This is a genomic window from Streptomyces resistomycificus, from assembly GCF_001514265.1.
GTDB lineage: Bacteria > Actinomycetota > Actinomycetes > Streptomycetales > Streptomycetaceae > Streptomyces > Streptomyces resistomycificus.
In genome coordinates this window covers 123920-140323 of the sequence record NZ_KQ948988.1, presented here as the reverse complement: position 1 = coordinate 140323, position 16404 = coordinate 123920, and the positions used below count along the sequence as shown (strand labels likewise).

Annotated in this window: 11 protein-coding genes; 6 read left to right on the top strand and 5 right to left on the bottom strand. The window is 68.9% G+C overall.

The window, feature by feature from the left end; genetic code table 11:
- Nucleotides 1-13: 13 nt before the first annotated feature.
- The 3 genes from AQJ84_RS00545 to AQJ84_RS00535 are packed head-to-tail and all read right to left on the bottom strand — an operon-like array spanning nt 14 to nt 3107.
- Entirely contained in the window at nt 14-844 is an 831-nt protein-coding gene (locus tag AQJ84_RS00545) for a carbohydrate ABC transporter permease (RefSeq protein ID WP_030041209.1), read from the bottom strand.
- Complete coding sequence (locus AQJ84_RS00540) at nt 841-1794, bottom strand: carbohydrate ABC transporter permease (RefSeq protein ID WP_030041208.1); 954 nt, start codon at nt 1792-1794, stop codon at nt 841-843. Before AQJ84_RS00540 ends, AQJ84_RS00545 begins: the two co-directional genes overlap by 4 nt.
- Nucleotides 1794-3107: an ABC transporter substrate-binding protein gene (locus tag AQJ84_RS00535; protein WP_030041207.1), complete on the bottom strand. Its 1314-nt coding sequence runs from the start codon at nt 3105-3107 to the stop codon at nt 1794-1796. The genes AQJ84_RS00540 and AQJ84_RS00535 overlap by 1 nt, the downstream gene beginning before the upstream one ends.
- 152 nt (nt 3108-3259) lie before the next feature.
- On the opposite strand from AQJ84_RS00535, the gene AQJ84_RS00530 reads away from it, so the two are divergent.
- From AQJ84_RS00530 to AQJ84_RS00505, 6 genes are all read left to right on the top strand, one after another.
- On the top strand, nt 3260-5629 hold the full coding sequence (locus AQJ84_RS00530) for a glycoside hydrolase family 2 protein (protein ID WP_030041206.1): 2370 nt from the start codon (nt 3260-3262) through the stop codon (nt 5627-5629).
- The gene (locus tag AQJ84_RS00525; protein ID WP_030041205.1) at nt 5626-6654 is read left to right on the top strand and encodes a LacI family DNA-binding transcriptional regulator; all 1029 of its coding nucleotides are present in this window, start codon (nt 5626-5628) and stop codon (nt 6652-6654) included. The genes AQJ84_RS00530 and AQJ84_RS00525 overlap by 4 nt, the downstream gene beginning before the upstream one ends.
- 123 nt (nt 6655-6777) lie before the next feature.
- A complete protein-coding gene (locus AQJ84_RS00520) occupies nt 6778-7998 on the top strand; it encodes a thiolase family protein (RefSeq protein WP_030041204.1) in 1221 nt (406 codons plus the stop codon).
- The gene (locus AQJ84_RS00515) at nt 7995-10121 is read left to right on the top strand and encodes a 3-hydroxyacyl-CoA dehydrogenase NAD-binding domain-containing protein (protein ID WP_030041203.1); all 2127 of its coding nucleotides are present in this window, start codon (nt 7995-7997) and stop codon (nt 10119-10121) included. Before AQJ84_RS00520 ends, AQJ84_RS00515 begins: the two co-directional genes overlap by 4 nt.
- A gap of 167 nt (nt 10122-10288) precedes the next feature.
- The gene (locus tag AQJ84_RS00510) at nt 10289-11725 is read left to right on the top strand and encodes a cellulose binding domain-containing protein (RefSeq protein ID WP_030041202.1); all 1437 of its coding nucleotides are present in this window, start codon (nt 10289-10291) and stop codon (nt 11723-11725) included.
- On the top strand, nt 11722-13182 hold the full coding sequence (locus AQJ84_RS00505) for a polysaccharide deacetylase family protein (RefSeq protein ID WP_225889050.1): 1461 nt from the start codon (nt 11722-11724) through the stop codon (nt 13180-13182). Before AQJ84_RS00510 ends, AQJ84_RS00505 begins: the two co-directional genes overlap by 4 nt.
- A gap of 72 nt (nt 13183-13254) precedes the next feature.
- Here AQJ84_RS00505 and AQJ84_RS00500 read toward each other — a convergent pair whose 3' ends face one another.
- The gene (locus AQJ84_RS00500; protein WP_030041200.1) at nt 13255-14988 is read right to left on the bottom strand and encodes a glycosyltransferase; all 1734 of its coding nucleotides are present in this window, start codon (nt 14986-14988) and stop codon (nt 13255-13257) included.
- Nucleotides 14985-16256: a nucleotide sugar dehydrogenase gene (locus AQJ84_RS00495; RefSeq protein ID WP_037803118.1), complete on the bottom strand. Its 1272-nt coding sequence runs from the start codon at nt 16254-16256 to the stop codon at nt 14985-14987. Before AQJ84_RS00495 ends, AQJ84_RS00500 begins: the two co-directional genes overlap by 4 nt.
- Between the last annotated feature and the right edge of the window lie 148 nt (nt 16257-16404).

Sequence of the window (16404 nt, the reverse complement as noted above, 5' to 3'; positions counted from 1 at the left end):
GGCTACCGTGCTCTCACTTGGTCGCTCCCCGCATGAAGCCGTTGTAGATGAAGCGCTGCAGGCTCAGGAAGACGATCAGCGTCGGCAGGATCACCAGGACCGCTCCCGCCGAGATGACCTCCCAGTGGGCCGCGTACGGCCCGCGGAAGCGGAACAGCGACGTCGAGATCACGCCAAGATCCTCGGAGGGCATGTAGAGGAAGGGGATGTAGAAGTCGTTGTAGACGGTGATCCCCTTTACGATCACGACGGTGGCGATCGCGGGCCTGAGCAGCGGAAAGATGATCTTCCGGTAGATCGTGAAGGCGTTGGCGCCCTCGAGACGGGCGGACTCGTCCAGCGAGACCGGGATGGACCGTACGAACTGCAGGAAGATGTAGATCGACACGATGTCCGTGCCCATGTAGAGCGCGATCGGCGCCCACAGGCTGTCGAACATGCCGAAGCTGTTGACGATCTGGAAGGTCGCGACCTGGGTGGTGACGCCGGGGACGAGCGCGGCGATCAGGAAGAGCGCGACCACCAGCTTGCGGAAGCGGAAGGTGAAGCGGTCGATGGCGTAGGCCGTCATCGAGCCGATGAGGACCGTGCCGCCGATGGAGACCAGCAGGATGACCGCCGTGTTGGCGAACGCCGAGAGCATCTCGCCGTCCCGGAACGCCGTCACGTAGTTGTGGAAGTTCAGCAGGTTGTCGGGGAGCGCGAGTGCGCCGCTCGCGTTCGCCATCTCCTCCTCGGACTTGAGCGAGGTCAGCAGGACGACGACGAGCGGCAGCAGCACCACCGCCGTCGCGGCGATCAGCGACAGGTACACGAAGGTCCGGGCCACGGTACGGCGGGTCATACGAGGTCCACCTTGTCGTCGGGGACGAGGCGCCGCTGTATCCAGGTCACCAGCAGGATGATCAGCAGCAGCACGACCGCCGCCGCCGAGGCGAGCCCCGTCTTGTTGAACCGGAAGGCCAGGTTCACCGTCTGGATCACGAAGGTCTCGGTGCCGGTCGCCCCGCCGGTCATGATGTACGGGATCTCGAAGGCCGACAGGGAGCCGGAGACGGACAGGATCACGGTCAGGGTCAGCACCGGCTTGATGCCGGGCGCGATGATGTACCGGAACTGGTGCCAGCGGTTGGCGCCGTCAAGCTCCGCCGCCTCGTACAGCTCCCCCGGGATGGACTGGATCGCACCGAGGAACAGGACGAAGTTCAGGCCCAGATAGCGCCAGATCGAGACGCCGGCGAGCGAGGTGTTCGCGGAGGCCGGGGTGCCGAGCCAGGCGTGGTCGGTGTGGTGCCCCAGCAGGCCGAGCACCGAGTCGAGGGTGCCGCCGTCCTGGAAGAAGTAGAGGAAGACGAAGCCGATCGCCACCCCGTTGATCAGGTACGGGAAGAACAGCACGCCCTTGAAGAAGTTCCGGAAGCGGACGTTGAAGCTCAGGACGGTCGCGAAGTACAGCGCGGCGACGATCTGGACGGCCGAGGCGGCGAGGTAGTAGCCGCTGACGAAGAAGACCCGGAAGAGGTCCTCCCGGGTGAAGATCTCCGTGTAGTTCTCGGCACCCGTGTAGTGCAGTTCGGGGCTCACCCCGTCCCAGTCGGTGAAGCTGTACGCGACCATGTTGGCGATCGGCGCGTAGGTGAAGACGATCAGCAGGGCGAGCGGGGCGATCAGGAAGAGCCAGGGGGTGACTCCCCGCCACACGCGTGTTCCGCGTGGGGCGGGCGCCGGGGCGGGGGCGGCCGGCGCCGCCCCCGTGGCGGTCTTCACTGCCGCCTTCTCGGTGGTGTCCGTCATCAGGACCCCGCGCTCTCACGCGCCTCGGCCCAGCGCTTGCTGAGGTCGGCGAAGAAGGAGTCGAGGCTGCCCTTGCGCGCGCCGCGGGCCAGGTCCACGAGGTTCTGGCGGTACTCGGGGGCGTAGATGCCGACCTCGGACTGGTTGTCGATGTTCTTGACCTGGGCACCCTTGGTGTCGTCGACCTCTATGAACCGCACGCCCGCCTCCTCGTAGGGCCGCATCACGTCGGGCAGGGGGGCGTCCTTGAGCGGGGAGATGGCGAGGTTGTCCCGCACGTAGCCCGACTTCTCGGTGAACCAGTCGATCCAGGCGCGGGCCGCCTCCTTGTGCTTCGAGTGGACGTTGACGGCCTGGTGGTAGTCGGGGCTCACGACCGCGCAGAACTTGCCGTCCACCTGGGCCGGGAAGGGCATGAAGCCGATGTCGTCGGGGTTTACCCCGGCCTTCTTCGCGGCGGCCTGGAACTGGACGATCGCCCAGGTGCCGAGCCACTGCGTGGCGATCTCACCCTTGGCCGTCCTGGGCTTGGACTCCTCCCAGTTGCTGGTGGTGGGGTCCTTCTCGACGAGGCCCGCCTTCACGGTGTCGTGGAGCAGGGTGTCGGCCACCCGCAGGTCGGCGCCCTGCGCCCACGGGTCGCCCTCGGCCAGCTTGTCGGTCGCCTTGGTGTCGCAGTGGACCGAGCCGTTGACGTACGTCCAGGAGGTCAGCGTCCAGCCGGCCGCGAAGTTGGTGTAGTACGGGACGGCGTCCGTCTTGGCCTTGACGGCCTTGAGGGCGGCGAGGAACTCGGCCGGGGTGGTGGGCCATTCGGTGATCCCGGCCTCCTTCCAGACCCGCTTGTTGTAGACGAATCCCGGGCTGCCGCCGTTCGTGGTCTGCCCGTAGACCTTGCCGTCGACGGTGGTGAAGTCGGTGAAGCGGAACTTCTCGCTGCGCTCCGCCTGCGTGCCCAGCGAGGCGAAGAACCTCGGGTAGTCGCTCTTCTTGATGACCGCGGGGATCAGCAGCACATCGCCGTAGTTCTCCGTGTTCATACGGATCTTGACTTCGGACTCGTAGTTGGTGAGTCCCTCGAACTCGACGTTGACCTTCGGGTAGGTCTTGTTGAACTCGGCGGCGTACTTCTTCATCGTGCCGTCCTGCACGAGGTCGGTCCGCACGGTGAGGACCTTGATGGTGCCGCTGACCTTCGAGGGATCGTCGGGCGCCTTGGCGTCCGCGCCCTTCGTCGTGCCTCCGGTACCGGTGCATCCGGGGATCAGCAGGGCGGCGGCCACGGCCAGGGCGAGGGTGTGACGGCGGTTCATGTGCATCAGCTCCGTTGTAGGGACGGACGAGCACTTGCGGGGTTGGCTGATTCGGCACTCTGGCAGCGCTTTCTTAACCGGTAAAGTCCCTATTTCGCCAAGGCTGTGAAGAGTTGACCGCCTGCGGGCCTGAAACGGTTTAGGGAGTGCGGATGCTGGAGGCCACACCGCTCACCGAGGGCTGGATCCTGAGGCACGAGGGGGACGCGCTGCCGGCCTCGGTGCCGGGCTGTGTGCACACCGACCTGCTGGCGGCGGGGGTGATCCCGGACCCCTTTCTCGGATGCGACGAGAGGGCGGTGGCCTGGGTGGGGCGGCGGGAGTGGACGTACGAGTGCGAGCTCGCGGCGCGCGACGGCCACGAGCAGACCGACCTCGTCTTCGACGGCCTCGACACCGCGGCCGAGATCCTGCTCGACGGCCGACCGCTGGGCCGCACCAGGAACATGCACCGCTCCTACCGCTTCGACGTGACCGGGCTCGCCGGGCGGCTGTCGGTGCGGTTCGTGTCCGCGTACGCCGAGGCGGAGGCCGTGCGCGGCCAGCTGGGTGAGAGGCCGGCCGCCTACGCCGAGCCCTACCAGTACATCCGCAAGATGGCCTGCTCCTTCGGCTGGGACTGGGGACCGACCCTCGTCACGGCCGGGATCTGGCGGCCGGTGCGGCTGGAGCAGTGGTCGACGGCCAGGATCGCGCGGGTCCGGCCGGTGGTGACCGTCGAGGACGGGGTGGGGCTCGTCGAGTTGCACCTCGACGTCGAGCGGACCCGGGTGGAGGCGGAGCTCGCCGTGGAGGCGACCGTCGGCGGGGTGCGGGTGCGCGCGGACCTCGACGGGACGCGGGGGTCGGTACGGCTGGAAGTGCCGGACGCGCGGCTGTGGTGGCCTCGCGGATACGGTGAACAGCCGCTGTATGGCGTGGAGTTGACGCTGCTGCACGAGGAGCGGCCGCTGGACTCGTGGCGGCGGCGGATCGGCTTCCGGAGCGTCGGGCTGGACCGGCGGCCGGACGCGCACGGCACCGGGTTCACCCTCGTCGTCAACGGTGAGCGGCTCTTCGCGCGGGGCGTGAACTGGATCCCGGACGACGTGTTCCCGTCCCGGATCACCCGCGAGCGCTACCGGGAACGGCTGCGGCAGGCAGCCGACGCGCACGTGGACCTCGTACGTGTCTGGGGCGGGGGGATCTACGAGAGCGAGGACTTCTACGACGCCTGTGACGAACTCGGGCTGCTGGTCTGGCAGGACTTCCCGTTCGCCTGCGCGGCCTACCCGGAGGAACAGCCGCTGCGGGGCGAGGTCGAGGCGGAGGCGCGCGAGAACGTCGTCCGGCTGATGCCACATCCGTCGCTGGTGCTGTGGAACGGCAACAACGAGAACCTGTGGGGGTTTCGGGACTGGGGCTGGGAGGAGCGGCTGGCCGGGGACTCCTGGGGGGAGGGGTACTACCTGGGGGTGCTGCCGCGCGTGGTGGCCGAGTCGGATCCGGCCCGGCCCTATACGGCGGGCAGTCCGTGGTCAGGGTCGTGGGACCGCCATCCGAACGATCCGGCGCACGGCACGCACCACTCGTGGGAGGTCTGGAACCGGGACGACTACGCCGACTACCGGCTCCATGTGCCGCGGTTTGTCGCCGAGTTCGGCTGGCAGGCACCGCCCGCCCACGCCACCCTGCGGCGGGCCCTGCCGGGCGAGGAACTGGCACCCGACTCGCCCGGTGTGCTGCACCACCAGAAGGCGGACGACGGCAACGGCAAGCTGGAGCGCGGGCTGGCACGTCACTTCGCCGTGCCCGAGGGGGACTTCGACCGCTGGCACTACCTCACGCAGGTCAACCAGGCGCGGGCCGTGGCCGCCGGGATCGAACACTGGCGGTCGCACTGGCCGGTGTGCGCGGGCACGGTGGTCTGGCAGCTCAACGACTGCTGGCCGGTCACCTCGTGGGCGGCGATCGACGGGGACGGGCGGGAGAAGCCGCTGTACCACGAGCTGCGGCGGCTGTACGCGGACCGTCTGCTCACCCTTCAGGCGCGGGGGCCGGTGCGGGTCGTGGCCGCCGTGAACCAGGCGGCGGACGTGTGGTCGGGCATCCTGGTGCTGCGCCGGATGTCCGTCGAAGGTGGCGTGATCGGTTCGGTCCGAGTGGAGTTCGCCGCCGAGGGGCGGTCCGTGGCCGACGTGGCCGTTCCCCGTGAGCTGGAGCCCGTCGGCCCCAAGGAGTTCCTCGTCGCGGACGTGGACGGGTTGCGCGCCCTCCACTTCCCTATGCCGGATCGCGACGTGCCCTACCCCCGACCGGAGTTCGCCGTGGCGCTCGTGCCGGGCGGGATCGAGGTGACGGCTCACACCCTGGTACGGGACCTGCTGTTGCAGGCCGACCGGCTGGACCCGGCGGCGCGGGCCGACCGGGGACTCCTCACGCTGCTGCCCGGCGAGCGGGTGACCATCGGGGTCGCGGGCTGGAAGACTCCTGACGCGGAAGCCGCCCGCTCCGCCCTGTACTGCATGGAGCCCAGCCGATGACCATCCCCCGCGTCACCATCAAGGACGTCGCCGCGCGCGCAGGCGTGTCCAAGGGTGCCGTGTCCCTCGCCTTCAACCGCAAGCCGGGACTGTCGGAGGCCACCCGGGACCGGATCTTCCGGGCGGCGCGGGAACTAGGGTGGGCCCCGAGCCTGACCGCGCGGACACTGGCCGGCTCACGGGTGGACGTGGTGGGGCTGGCGATCTGCCGGCCCGCCCGGCAGATCGGTCTCGAGCCCTTCTACATGGAGTTCGTCTCGGGCGTGGAGAGCGTGCTGACCGAGCACTCCTGCTCGCTCCTGCTGCGGCTGGTGCGGAGCCTGGAGGAGGAGGTCGGGCTGCAGGAGTCGTGGTGGCGCGGGCGGCAGATCGGCGGTTCGCTCCTCGTCGACTTCCGGGTGGACGATCCCCGGGTGGCCGCCGTCGAGCGGCTCGGGATGCCGGTGGTGGCGGTCGGGCACCCCTCGCTGACCGGCGGTCTCACCTCCGTGTGGACCGAGGACGCCACCGCCGTGACGGAGGCCGTGCGGTATCTCGCGGCGCTCGGGCACCGGCGGATCGCCCGGGTGGGGGGCGCGGCGGCCCTGGGCCACACCTCGATGCGTACCGCCGCCTTCGACGAGGCCGCCCGCTCGCTGGAACTGGCCGGGGCCTGGCAGGTGGCCACGGACTACTCCGGGGAGGCGGGGGCACGGGCGACGCGGTCGCTGCTGACGACGGCTCCCCCGGACCGGCCGACGGCCATCGTGTACGACAACGACATCATGGCGGTGGCCGGCCTGTCGGTGGCCGCGGAGATGGGGCTGAGCGTTCCGGACGACGTCTCCCTGCTCGCCTGGGACGACTCGCAGCTGTGCCGCATCACCCACCCGCCACTGTCCGCGATGAGCCATGACGTGCACGGATTCGGTGCGGACGCGGCCCGGACCCTGTTCGGACTGATCACGGGAGAGGGGCCCGGGTCGCATCCGGTGCCCACTCCGGTGCTCACCCCGAGGGGTTCGACGGCTCCCCCGCGGATGTGACCTTCGCCGCTCCCGCCTCCGGGACTGGGCAGCTTGGTTACCCATAAGTAGCATGGGTCCTGAGCGCGCGCTCAGCGGTTGCGCGTCGCAGTAGTGCCATCCCGCATCTGGAGGAGAGCCATCGTGCCTCGTACCGTCAGGGACGTCGTCTTCGTCGACGGCGTCCGCACCCCGTTCGGCAAGGCGGGCCCGAAGGGCATCTACCACGAGACCCGCGCCGACGACCTCGTCGTGAAGGCGATCCGGGAGCTGCTGCGCCGCAACCCCGGTCTGGACCCCAAGAAGATCGACGAGGTCGCCATCGCCGCGACCACGCAGATCGGTGACCAGGGCCTCACCATCGGCCGTACGGCCGGCATCCTCGCCGGTCTCCCCCAGTCGGTCCCCGGCTACTCCATCGACCGCATGTGCGCCGGCGCCCTGACCGCCGTCACCTCGGTCGCCGGCTCCGTCGCCTTCGGCGCGTACGACATCGCCGTCGCCGGCGGTGTCGAGCACATGGGCCGCCACCCGATGGGCGAGGGCGTCGACCCGAACCCGCGGTTCGTCAGCGAGAAGCTGGTCGACGAGTCGGCCCTGTTCATGGGCATGACCGCGGAGAACCTGCACGACCGCTACCCGCAGATCACCAAGCAGCGCGCCGACGAGTACGCCGTGCGCTCGCAGGAGAAGGCCGCCAAGGCGTACGCCAACGGCAAGATCCAGGCCGACCTGGTGCCGATCTCGGTGCGCCGCACCAACCCGGAGGCCGGTGAGACGGGCTGGGGCCTGGTCACCGCCGACGAGCCGATGCGCCCGGGCACCACGCTGGAGAACCTCTCCGGCCTCAAGACCCCCTTCCGCGTCCACGGCCGGGTAACCGCCGGTAATGCGGCCGGTCTGAACGACGGCGCCACCGCCTCGCTGATCGCGTCCGAGGACTTCGCGCGCGAGAACAACCTGCCGGTCAAGATGCGCCTGGTCTCCTACTCCTTCGCGGGTGTCGAGCCGGAGGTCATGGGCTACGGCCCGATCCCGGCCACCGAGAAGGCCCTCGCACAGGCGGGCCTGTCCATCTCCGACATCGGCCTGTTCGAGATCAACGAGGCCTTCGCCGTCCAGGTCCTGGCCTTCCTGGACCACTACGGCATCGCGGACGACGACGAGCGCGTCAACCAGTACGGCGGCGCCATCGCCTTCGGTCACCCGCTGGCCTCCTCCGGCGTCCGCCTGATGACGCAGCTGGCCCGCCAGTTCGAGGAACAGCCGCACGTCCGCTACGGCCTGAACACCATGTGTGTCGGCTTCGGCATGGGCGCGACGGTCATCTGGGAGAACCCGCACTTCGACGGAGGCAACAAGTGAGCACCACCGAACTCCTGAAGGGCGCGGCCGAGCTGTTCCCCGACGAGGTCGTGACGTCCGCGCACGTACGCCACCTCGACCTGCCGTTCGGCGCCGGGCGTTTCGCGCTCGTCACGCTCGACAACGGCTTCGACCACACCAAGCCGACCACCTTCGGCCCGGCCTCGCTGGCGAACCTGAACACCGCCATCGACCAGGTCGAGAAGGAGGCGGCGGCCGGCGAGATCGTCGGTGTCGGCATCACCGGCAAGCCGTTCATCTTCGCGGTCGGCGCCGACCTCAAGGGCGTCGAGCTCCTCAAGGAGCACAAGGACGCGCTCGCCATCGGCAAGGGCGGCCACGAGGTCTTCAAGCGCCTGGCCGGCATCGCGGTCCCGACGTTCGCGTACTACAACGGCGCGGCGATGGGCGGCGGCGTCGAGGTCGGTCTGCACTGCGAGTACCGCACCGTCTCGAAGGCGCTTCCGGCCTTCTCCCTGCCCGAGGTCTTCCTCGGCCTGGTCCCCGGCTGGGGCGGCTGCACGATCCTGCCGAACCTGATCGGTGCCGACAAGGCCGTCTCGGTGATCATCGAGAACAGCCTCAACCAGAACAAGCAGCTCAAGGGCCAGCAGGTCTTCGACCTCGGGATCGCCGACGCCCTCTTCGAGGGCGCCGACTTCCTGGAGCAGTCGCTGATCTGGACCGCCCAGGTGCTGAAGGGCGACGTCAAGGTCGAGCGCCCGGTGATCGACCGCGGCGAGGCCTGGGACCAGGCCGTCGCGCGCGGCCGGTTCGTCGCGGACAGCAAGGTGCACGGGGCCGCCCCGGCCGCCTACCGCGCCCTCGACATCATCGCCGCCGCCAAGAACGGCGACCTCCAGCAGGGCTACGACGCCGAGGACAAGGCTCTCGCCGACCTCATCATGGGCGGCGAACTGCGCTCCGGCATCTACGCGTTCAACCTGGTGCAGAAGCGCGGCAAGCGCCCCGCCGGCGCCCCGGACAAGAACCTGGCCCGCCCGGTCACCAAGGTCGGTGTCGTCGGCGCCGGTCTGATGGCCTCCCAGCTCGCGCTGCTGTTCCTGCGCCGCCTCGAGGTGCCGGTCGTGCTGACCGACATCGACCAGGAGCGCGTCGACAAGGGCGTGGGTTACGTCCACGCCGAGATCGACAAGCTGCTCGGCAAGGGCCGTATCAACCAGGACAAGGCCAACCGCCTCAAGGCGCTGGTCACCGGTGTACTGGACAAGGCCGAGGGCTTCGCGGACGCGGACTTCATCATCGAGGCCGTGTTCGAGGAGATCGGCGTCAAGCAGCAGGTGTTCGCGGAGGTCGAGGCGGTCGCCCCGGCGCACGCCGTGCTCGCCACCAACACCTCGTCCCTCTCGGTCACCGAGATGGCGTCGAAGCTGAAGAACCCCGAGCGGGTCGTGGGCTTCCACTTCTTCAACCCGGTCGCGATCCTCCCGCTGTTGGAGATCGTCCGCGGCGAGCAGACCGACGACGCCTCGCTGGCCACGGCCTTCGGTGTCGCCAAGAAGCTGAAGAAGACGGCGGTGTTGGTGAAGGACGCCCCGGCGTTCGTCGTCAACCGCATCCTCACCCGCTTCATGGGCGAGATCCAGAACGTCATCGACGAGGGCACCCCGGTCGAGGTCGCCGAGAAGGCCGTCGAGCCGCTCGGTCTGCCGATGTCGCCGCTGGTGCTCCTGGAGCTGGTCGGTCCCGCGATCGGTCTGCACGTCTCCGAGACCCTCAACCGGGCCTTCCCGGACCGCTTCACGGTCTCCCCGAACCTCGCGGCCGTCGTCAAGGCGGGCAAGCGCGGCTTCTACGTGTACGACAGCGGCAAGCCGGAGCTGGACCCCGAGGTCGCCGCGCTGCTGAAGCAGGGCGACACCGCCTTGACCGAGGAGCAGGTGCGCGACCGGGTGCTCGACGCCGTGGCGCAGGAGATCGGGCTCATGCTCGACGAGGGCGTCGTCGCCGAGGCCCAGGACATCGACCTGTGCCTGATCACGGGCGCCGGCTGGCCCTTCCACCTGGGCGGCATCACGCCGTACCTGGACCGCGAGGGTGTCTCCGAGCGCGTGAACGGCAAGAAGTTCCTGGCTCCGGGCGTGGCGAGCGTCCCGGCGTAACCGGTCACCCCTGAGGGGGGTGGGGCGCACGGTAACGATCCGGGCGCTCCGCCCCCTTTTCGCTTGCCCCAACGGATAGGATCCTCACACAATCCGACCACTTGTTTACATGGCGCTGACGGTTTTGACCCACGAACCGCCCAGTGCGGTGCGAAGGAGCTCCTACCGTGGCGACCACCCGCCGCCGCCCACCCCGACGTCGGGTCTGGCCCAAGATCAGGCTGCTCCTGCTGGTCTGTGTGGTCGCCGCCGGTGCCACGGCGCTGTATCCCGTCTGGAAGGCCGCGAACCCGGATCCGCCGGAGCTCGTCGTCCGGTACCGGACCGAGACCCCGGCCACCGCGTCGGCCGCGAGGCCCTCGCTGGAGATCCTCAACGAGTCGAAGAAGCCGCTGCCGCTCGCGGACGTGACGCTCCGGTACTACTTCACGGCCGACACGAACTCGTCGTACGCCTACAACTGCGTCCAGGCCGCCGTCGGCTGCTCCCACATCGCCGGGACGGTCAGGAAGCTCGACAGGTCCGCCGAGAACGCCGACCACGTCCTGGAGCTGCGGTTCACCGAGGACGCGGGCACGCTGAAGCCCGGCGCCAACAGCAAGGGCATCGACGTCCAGCTGTTCCGGGCCGACCACGAGAAGCTCACGCAGTCCAACGACCGTTCCTTCGACGCCGACAAGACGACCTACAAGGAGTCGAAGGCGATCACCGCGTACAGGCGGGGTGTCCTCGTCTGGGGTGACGAGCCGGACGACGGCGGCAAGGACGGCGAGTCGGCCAAGGCGTCCGCCGCGCCCGCCCCGCTGCCGGCCGCCCCCAAGGGCGTGCTGTTCGACAACTTCAGCTACGTCGGCGCCAAGGACCCCGCGCTCTTCAAGCACGGCTGGCTGGTCCGCACCAGCAAGGGCGGCCCGGGCATCGAGGACACCTGGTCGGCCGACGGGGTCACCTTCCCGGCGGCGAAGGACACCCTCGGCGACGGGCAGGTGCTCAACCTGCGCGCCTGGACCGACGGCACCGAGTCCGGTACCGAGCAGGCCAGTCTGGGCACCGCGAGCCGCGAGTTCCGCGACGGCACCTACGCGGCCCGCGTCCACTTCTCCGACGATCCGGCCGAGGGCAAGGGTGGCGACCACGTCAACCAGACCTTCTACACCATCGGCGGCAGCGGGAAGACGTACAGCGAACTCGACAACGAGTACATGCCCAACGGCGGCTGGGGGCGGCTCGGGCCCAAGCTCGACACCGTGACGTGGTACGACCACAAGGAGAACGACCGCGTCTACACCACGACGAACAAGAGCCTCGACGGCTGGCACACCATGATGATCACCGTCGAGGACGACGTGGTGACGTACCGCCTGGACGGCAGGAAGCTCTTCAGCAGCAGCGGCAAGTACGCCCCGCGTGCGGGCATGTCCATCAACTTCAACCACTGGTTCGTGGATCTGCCGTTCAAGGGCGACCGCGCCTGGGACATGAAGGTGGACTGGCTGTACTACAACGCCCACGACGTGCTGTCCGTCAAGGAAGTCGACGCGGCCGTCAAGGAGTACAGCGACAACGGCATGAACTACTTCGACACCGTTCAGGAGAATCGTTGAGCAAGGAGCAATCCCGGTCCCGGTCCCGCTCGTTGAGCCGGCGCGCCGCGCTGCTCATGGGCGGCACGGGAGGCGTGGCGCTGGCAGGGGGCGGGGCGTGGGTGGGCAGCACCGTGGCCGCCCAGCCCGCGGCGGCCGCGGCCGAGGCGGCCATCGGCGGCCTCACCACGCCCCCCGCCTACGCGCCGTCCGGACGCCGTCCCAAGTACCGCCGGGCCACCTGGTCCCAGCAGTTCCAGACCTCCCACGGCTGGAACGCGGGCGGCACGGGCACCGCGTCGGCCAACGCGAACGACACGTCCGTGTTCGTGCGCGGGACCCAGTCGGTCCGGGTCACCACCAACGGCACGGGCAAGCAGTCGTACGTCCGCAGGACCGGTATGACCGCGCAGAACATGACCGGCAAGATGATCAGGCTGGTCTTCCGGGTCGACGACGTGGCCAACCTGTCCAAGCTCGTCTTCTACATGGGCAGCGGCTCCCTGGCGAACTACTTCTCCTGGACCTTCCACGCCCACTCGACGACGGCGGCCAACTACGTGCAGTCCGGCGAGTGGGTGACGGTCCACCTGCAGTGGGCCGACGTCACCAGCGCGGCCGGCACGTACTCGATATCGGCCGCGGGCTCCCCGTCCACCAAGACCGGCTTCACCGACATGTCGTTCGCCGTGTACGACAACGCGGGCGGTCCGGTGACCTACCGGCTGCAGGCCGTCGAGCTGGTGCCGGACACCGCCACCGTCTTCCCCAAGGGCGTCGTCTCCATCACCTTCGACGACTCGCACAAGTCGATCCACGACCTGGCCCGGCCGGTCATGGACTCCTACGGCTACTCCGGCACGGTCTACAACATCGCCGACGCCATCGGTACGGGCAGCTTCCTGACGGTGGGCCAGATGCGCTCGATGCAGGACTTCTCCGGCTGGGAGATGGCGGGGCACTCCTACGCGAACGCCACCCACACCGCCAGCTATCCCAAGCTCACCGCGGAGCAGGCGGACGACGACTTCCGCAAGCTGCGCGAGTGGCTGGTCGGCAACGGCTTCTCCAGCGAGCACTTCGCCTATCCGCACGGGGCGTTCCAGAAGACCTCGGACGGCGTCCCGGTGGACCTGATCGCCAGCCGGCACTTCACCACGGCCCGGTCGATCATCTCCGAGACGATCGAGTCCTTCGCCCCGGCGATGCCCTACCGCCTCAAGGCGCTGACCGGCATCAACGACGGCTCGGGCATCGGCGGTACGGCCCTGTCGAAGGTGACGGGCGCGGGCGGCCGGCTGGACCGGTGTGTGAACAGCGGTGACTGGCTCATCCTGTGCCTGCACAAGGTCGTCGAGGGCACTCCGGCGACCAGCACGGAGATCGGCAAGGCCGGACTCACCGCGCTGATGAAGGCGATCGACGACCGCGGCATCCCGGTGCTCACGGTCGAGGAGGCGATGGCCTCCTACACCTGAGGCCGGTGACGACGTGGGAAGGGGGCGGCCGCGTGGCCGCCCCCTTCCCACGTCCTCAGCTCGTGCCGGGCGCTACCAGCCCTGCCCGTTGCCGTGACCGTTCCCCTGCTGCCAGGAGGGGTCCGGGTAGCCGCCCTGGTGCTGGGGGTGCTGGGCGTCGTAGCCCTGCTGCTGGTACGGGTCGTGGTGCTGGCCCTGCCACTGCTGCTGTCCGGCCGGTGCCGGCGTCCCCCAGGTCACGGCCTGCTGGGGCACGTGCGCGTGCTGCTCGTCGTAACCGGGCAGCGGCTGCGGCTGGATGGGGATGCCGCCGGCGGGGCGGGGCCGGGTGCGCAGGGCCACGCCTTCGAGGCGCATCAGCTGGAGCGTCTCGGTGACCTTCTTGTCCGAGTACGGGTCCTCTTCCTCGAAGATCTCCGTCACGTCGGCCTCGTGGTCGCCGGCCACCGACACCTCGACGCCGCCCTGGCGGGTGCCCCAACTGCCCTTGTGCAGGGTGAAGAGGGCGTAGAACCGCAGCGGGGTCAGCAGGGTCAGCTGGATCACGCCGTAGATCGGCGCGAGCAGGAACATGCCGAACCGCTTGATGAAGCCCATGCCTCGGCGCGGGAAGTCGAGGTACCGCACGTTGCGGAGGTAGCCCATCAGCACCATGAAGACCAGGTAGTCGCCGATGTGGTTGACGAACTGCTCGGGCTTGAGGATGGGCAGGATGACCATCGAGTAGAACATCGCCGAGCCGAAGACCAGCCACAGCGCCAGTTCCATGCACGTCAGCCAGAAGGCGGGCCGGTACTTCTTCTGGTGGCGGAAGGCCCACAGCGACTCGCGGAAGAAGGACTTGTTCCAGCGGACCTGCTGGCGCAGGAAGTGCGGCAGCTTCTCGGGGACGGCCGTGTAGCCGACGGCGGTCTCCTGGAAGACCACCTGACCCTCGATCAGGCAGTAGTTGGTCATGCGTCGGTCGTCTCCGAAGACGGCCGGCTTGCCCAGGAACTGCTGGTTGAGGAAGTCGTCGAGGTACTTGCGCACCAGCGTGCCGCGGTAGGCGGAGAGCGCGCCGCAACAGCACAGGACCGACTTCAGGCGCGAGTAGGCGGCCCGCTCGAAGAGGAACGAGTTGCCGTAGCGCAGGTCCTGGAGGCGGGTGAAGATGTTGCTGTCGTGGTTCAGCGCGAGGACCATGCCGGTGGAGGCCATGATCTTCTCGTCGGCCAGCGGCATCAGCAGCTCGCGGACGGTGTCCCGGGACAGGACCGTGTCCGAGTCGACGCAGAGGAAGATGTCCGAGTACGGCGCCGCCTGGAACCCCAGCGCGAGGGCCTCGCGCTTGCCCTTGTTCTCCGGCTGCACGCTGACCGTGTACTTGACGCCCCGGGCCTCGAACTCGCGGCGCATCTTCTTCGCCGTCCGGATGCCGGAGTCGTTGGCGCTGGCGTCGTCGATGATGTGGATCTCGTTCGGCAGCCGGCTCTGCGCGAGGAGGCTGCGCATGCCCTGCTCGAACATCACCGGGTCCTCGTTGTAGATCGGGATGACCGCGGTGACCCAGGCGTTCTCCAGGTACTCCAGCTCCTCCCGCCCGGCCTTGGCCGGACGGTAGAAGAGGGCACCGAACATCTTCAGGGTCAGCAGACCCATGGCACCCATCGAGTACAGGTGCAGGGAACCGGCGTCCAGCCGCGTGGCGATCAGCGCGGCGAGGCCGAGGAAGACGATGTACGAGACCTTGAGGTGCCTGCGTTTGCGGTGACCGCGATGGCCACCGTCGACGGCTCCGGGTATGTACGTATCTTCGGAAGTCACAGCTTGACCACCCGCGGGTGGTCGGCGGACTTGCCCCGGGTGTCGAAGAGCGCGCGGGCGCGGTCGGCGAGCTCACCGAGGTCGATCTCGCGGTGCGGCTGGAGCAGCACGGTGAGGTCGGCGGTCTCGGCCGCGGCCAGGTAGTCGTCCACCCGCTCGACGCTCTCGCCGCCGACCTTCCAGTCCTCGACGCGCGGGTCGAAGTACACGAGTTCGGCGCCCCGGGCGAGGAGGTTCTCCGCCACCGCGAGGGCCGGGCTCTCACGCTGGTCGGAGATGTCCGGCTTGTAGGTCACGCCCAGCAGCAGCACGCGGGAGCCGCGGACGGCCTTGCCCTGGTCGTTGAGGAGGTCCGCGGCGCGGTTGACCACGTGCACGGGCATACGCTGGTTGATCTCCTGCGCGAGCTCCACGAACCGGAACGGGATGCCGAGCGAACGCACCTTGTACGACAGGTAGTTGGGGTCGATCGGGATGCAGTGGCCGCCGACGCCCGGGCCCGGGTAGAAGGGCGCGAAGCCGAACGGCTTGGTGGAGGCGCAGCGGATGGCGTCCCAGAGGTCGACGCCGATCTCACGGCAGAACATCGACATCTCGTTGACGAGCGCGATGTTGACGTGCCGGTAGGTGTTCTCCAGGAGCTTGGCCATCTCGGCCTCGCGGGTGCCCTTGGCCTCGACGACCCGGTTCACGAAACGCTCGTAGAGAGCGCGGGCGGCCTTGGTGCAGTCCGCGGTGATGCCGCCGACCACCTTCGGGGTGTTCTCCAGGCCGAAGGAGGGGTTGCCCGGGTCGATGCGCTCCGGGGAGAAGGCGAGGTGGAAGTCGGTTCCGACGCGCAGGCCACCGGCCTCCAGGCGGGGGCGGACGACCTCGTCGGTGGTGCCCGGGTAGGTCGTCGACTCCAGCACGACGAGGGTGCCGGGGCGCAGGTGGGCGGCGATGTCGTCCACCGCCGCGTGCACCGCGCCGAGGTCGGGGGCGCCGTGCTCGGTGAGCGGGGTCGGGACGCAGACCACGACCGCGGCGGCGTCGGCGATGACCTCGGCCCCGTCGACCGCCTCGAAGCCCTGCTCCAGCATGGCGCGCACTTCGGCGTCCGTGATGTCGTCCACGTGCGAGGAGCCGGCGTTGAGTCCGTCGACCACCCGTCGGCTGCGGTCGAGGCCCACCACCTTCAGACCCGCACCGGCGGCGGAACGAGCCAGTGGCAACCCCACGTAACCGAGTCCGACAACGACAAGATCCACCGTGGAGGATCTGCTCACGACGACATTCCCAACCCCGTTCCGGCGTATGCCGGGTGCGGTGCTACATCGGTCTCCCGATATTTCGAACAAACGCTGGGAGGCTAGCAAGCATTTTCACTCTTTAACCACACGTTCTTAAAGTTTCGCGAGTGCCACTAGTCACGCA

Coding starts and splice junctions, on each gene's coding strand:
- AQJ84_RS00530 (WP_030041206.1), top strand. CDS start 3,260: ATGCTGGAGGCCACACCGCTCACCGAGGGCTGGATCCTGAGGCACGAG.
- AQJ84_RS00525 (WP_030041205.1), top strand. CDS start 5,626: ATGACCATCCCCCGCGTCACCATCAAGGACGTCGCCGCGCGCGCAGGC.
- AQJ84_RS00535 (WP_030041207.1), bottom strand. CDS start 3,107: ATGAACCGCCGTCACACCCTCGCCCTGGCCGTGGCCGCCGCCCTGCTG.
- AQJ84_RS00545 (WP_030041209.1), bottom strand. CDS start 844: ATGACCCGCCGTACCGTGGCCCGGACCTTCGTGTACCTGTCGCTGATC.
- AQJ84_RS00540 (WP_030041208.1), bottom strand. CDS start 1,794: ATGACGGACACCACCGAGAAGGCGGCAGTGAAGACCGCCACGGGGGCG.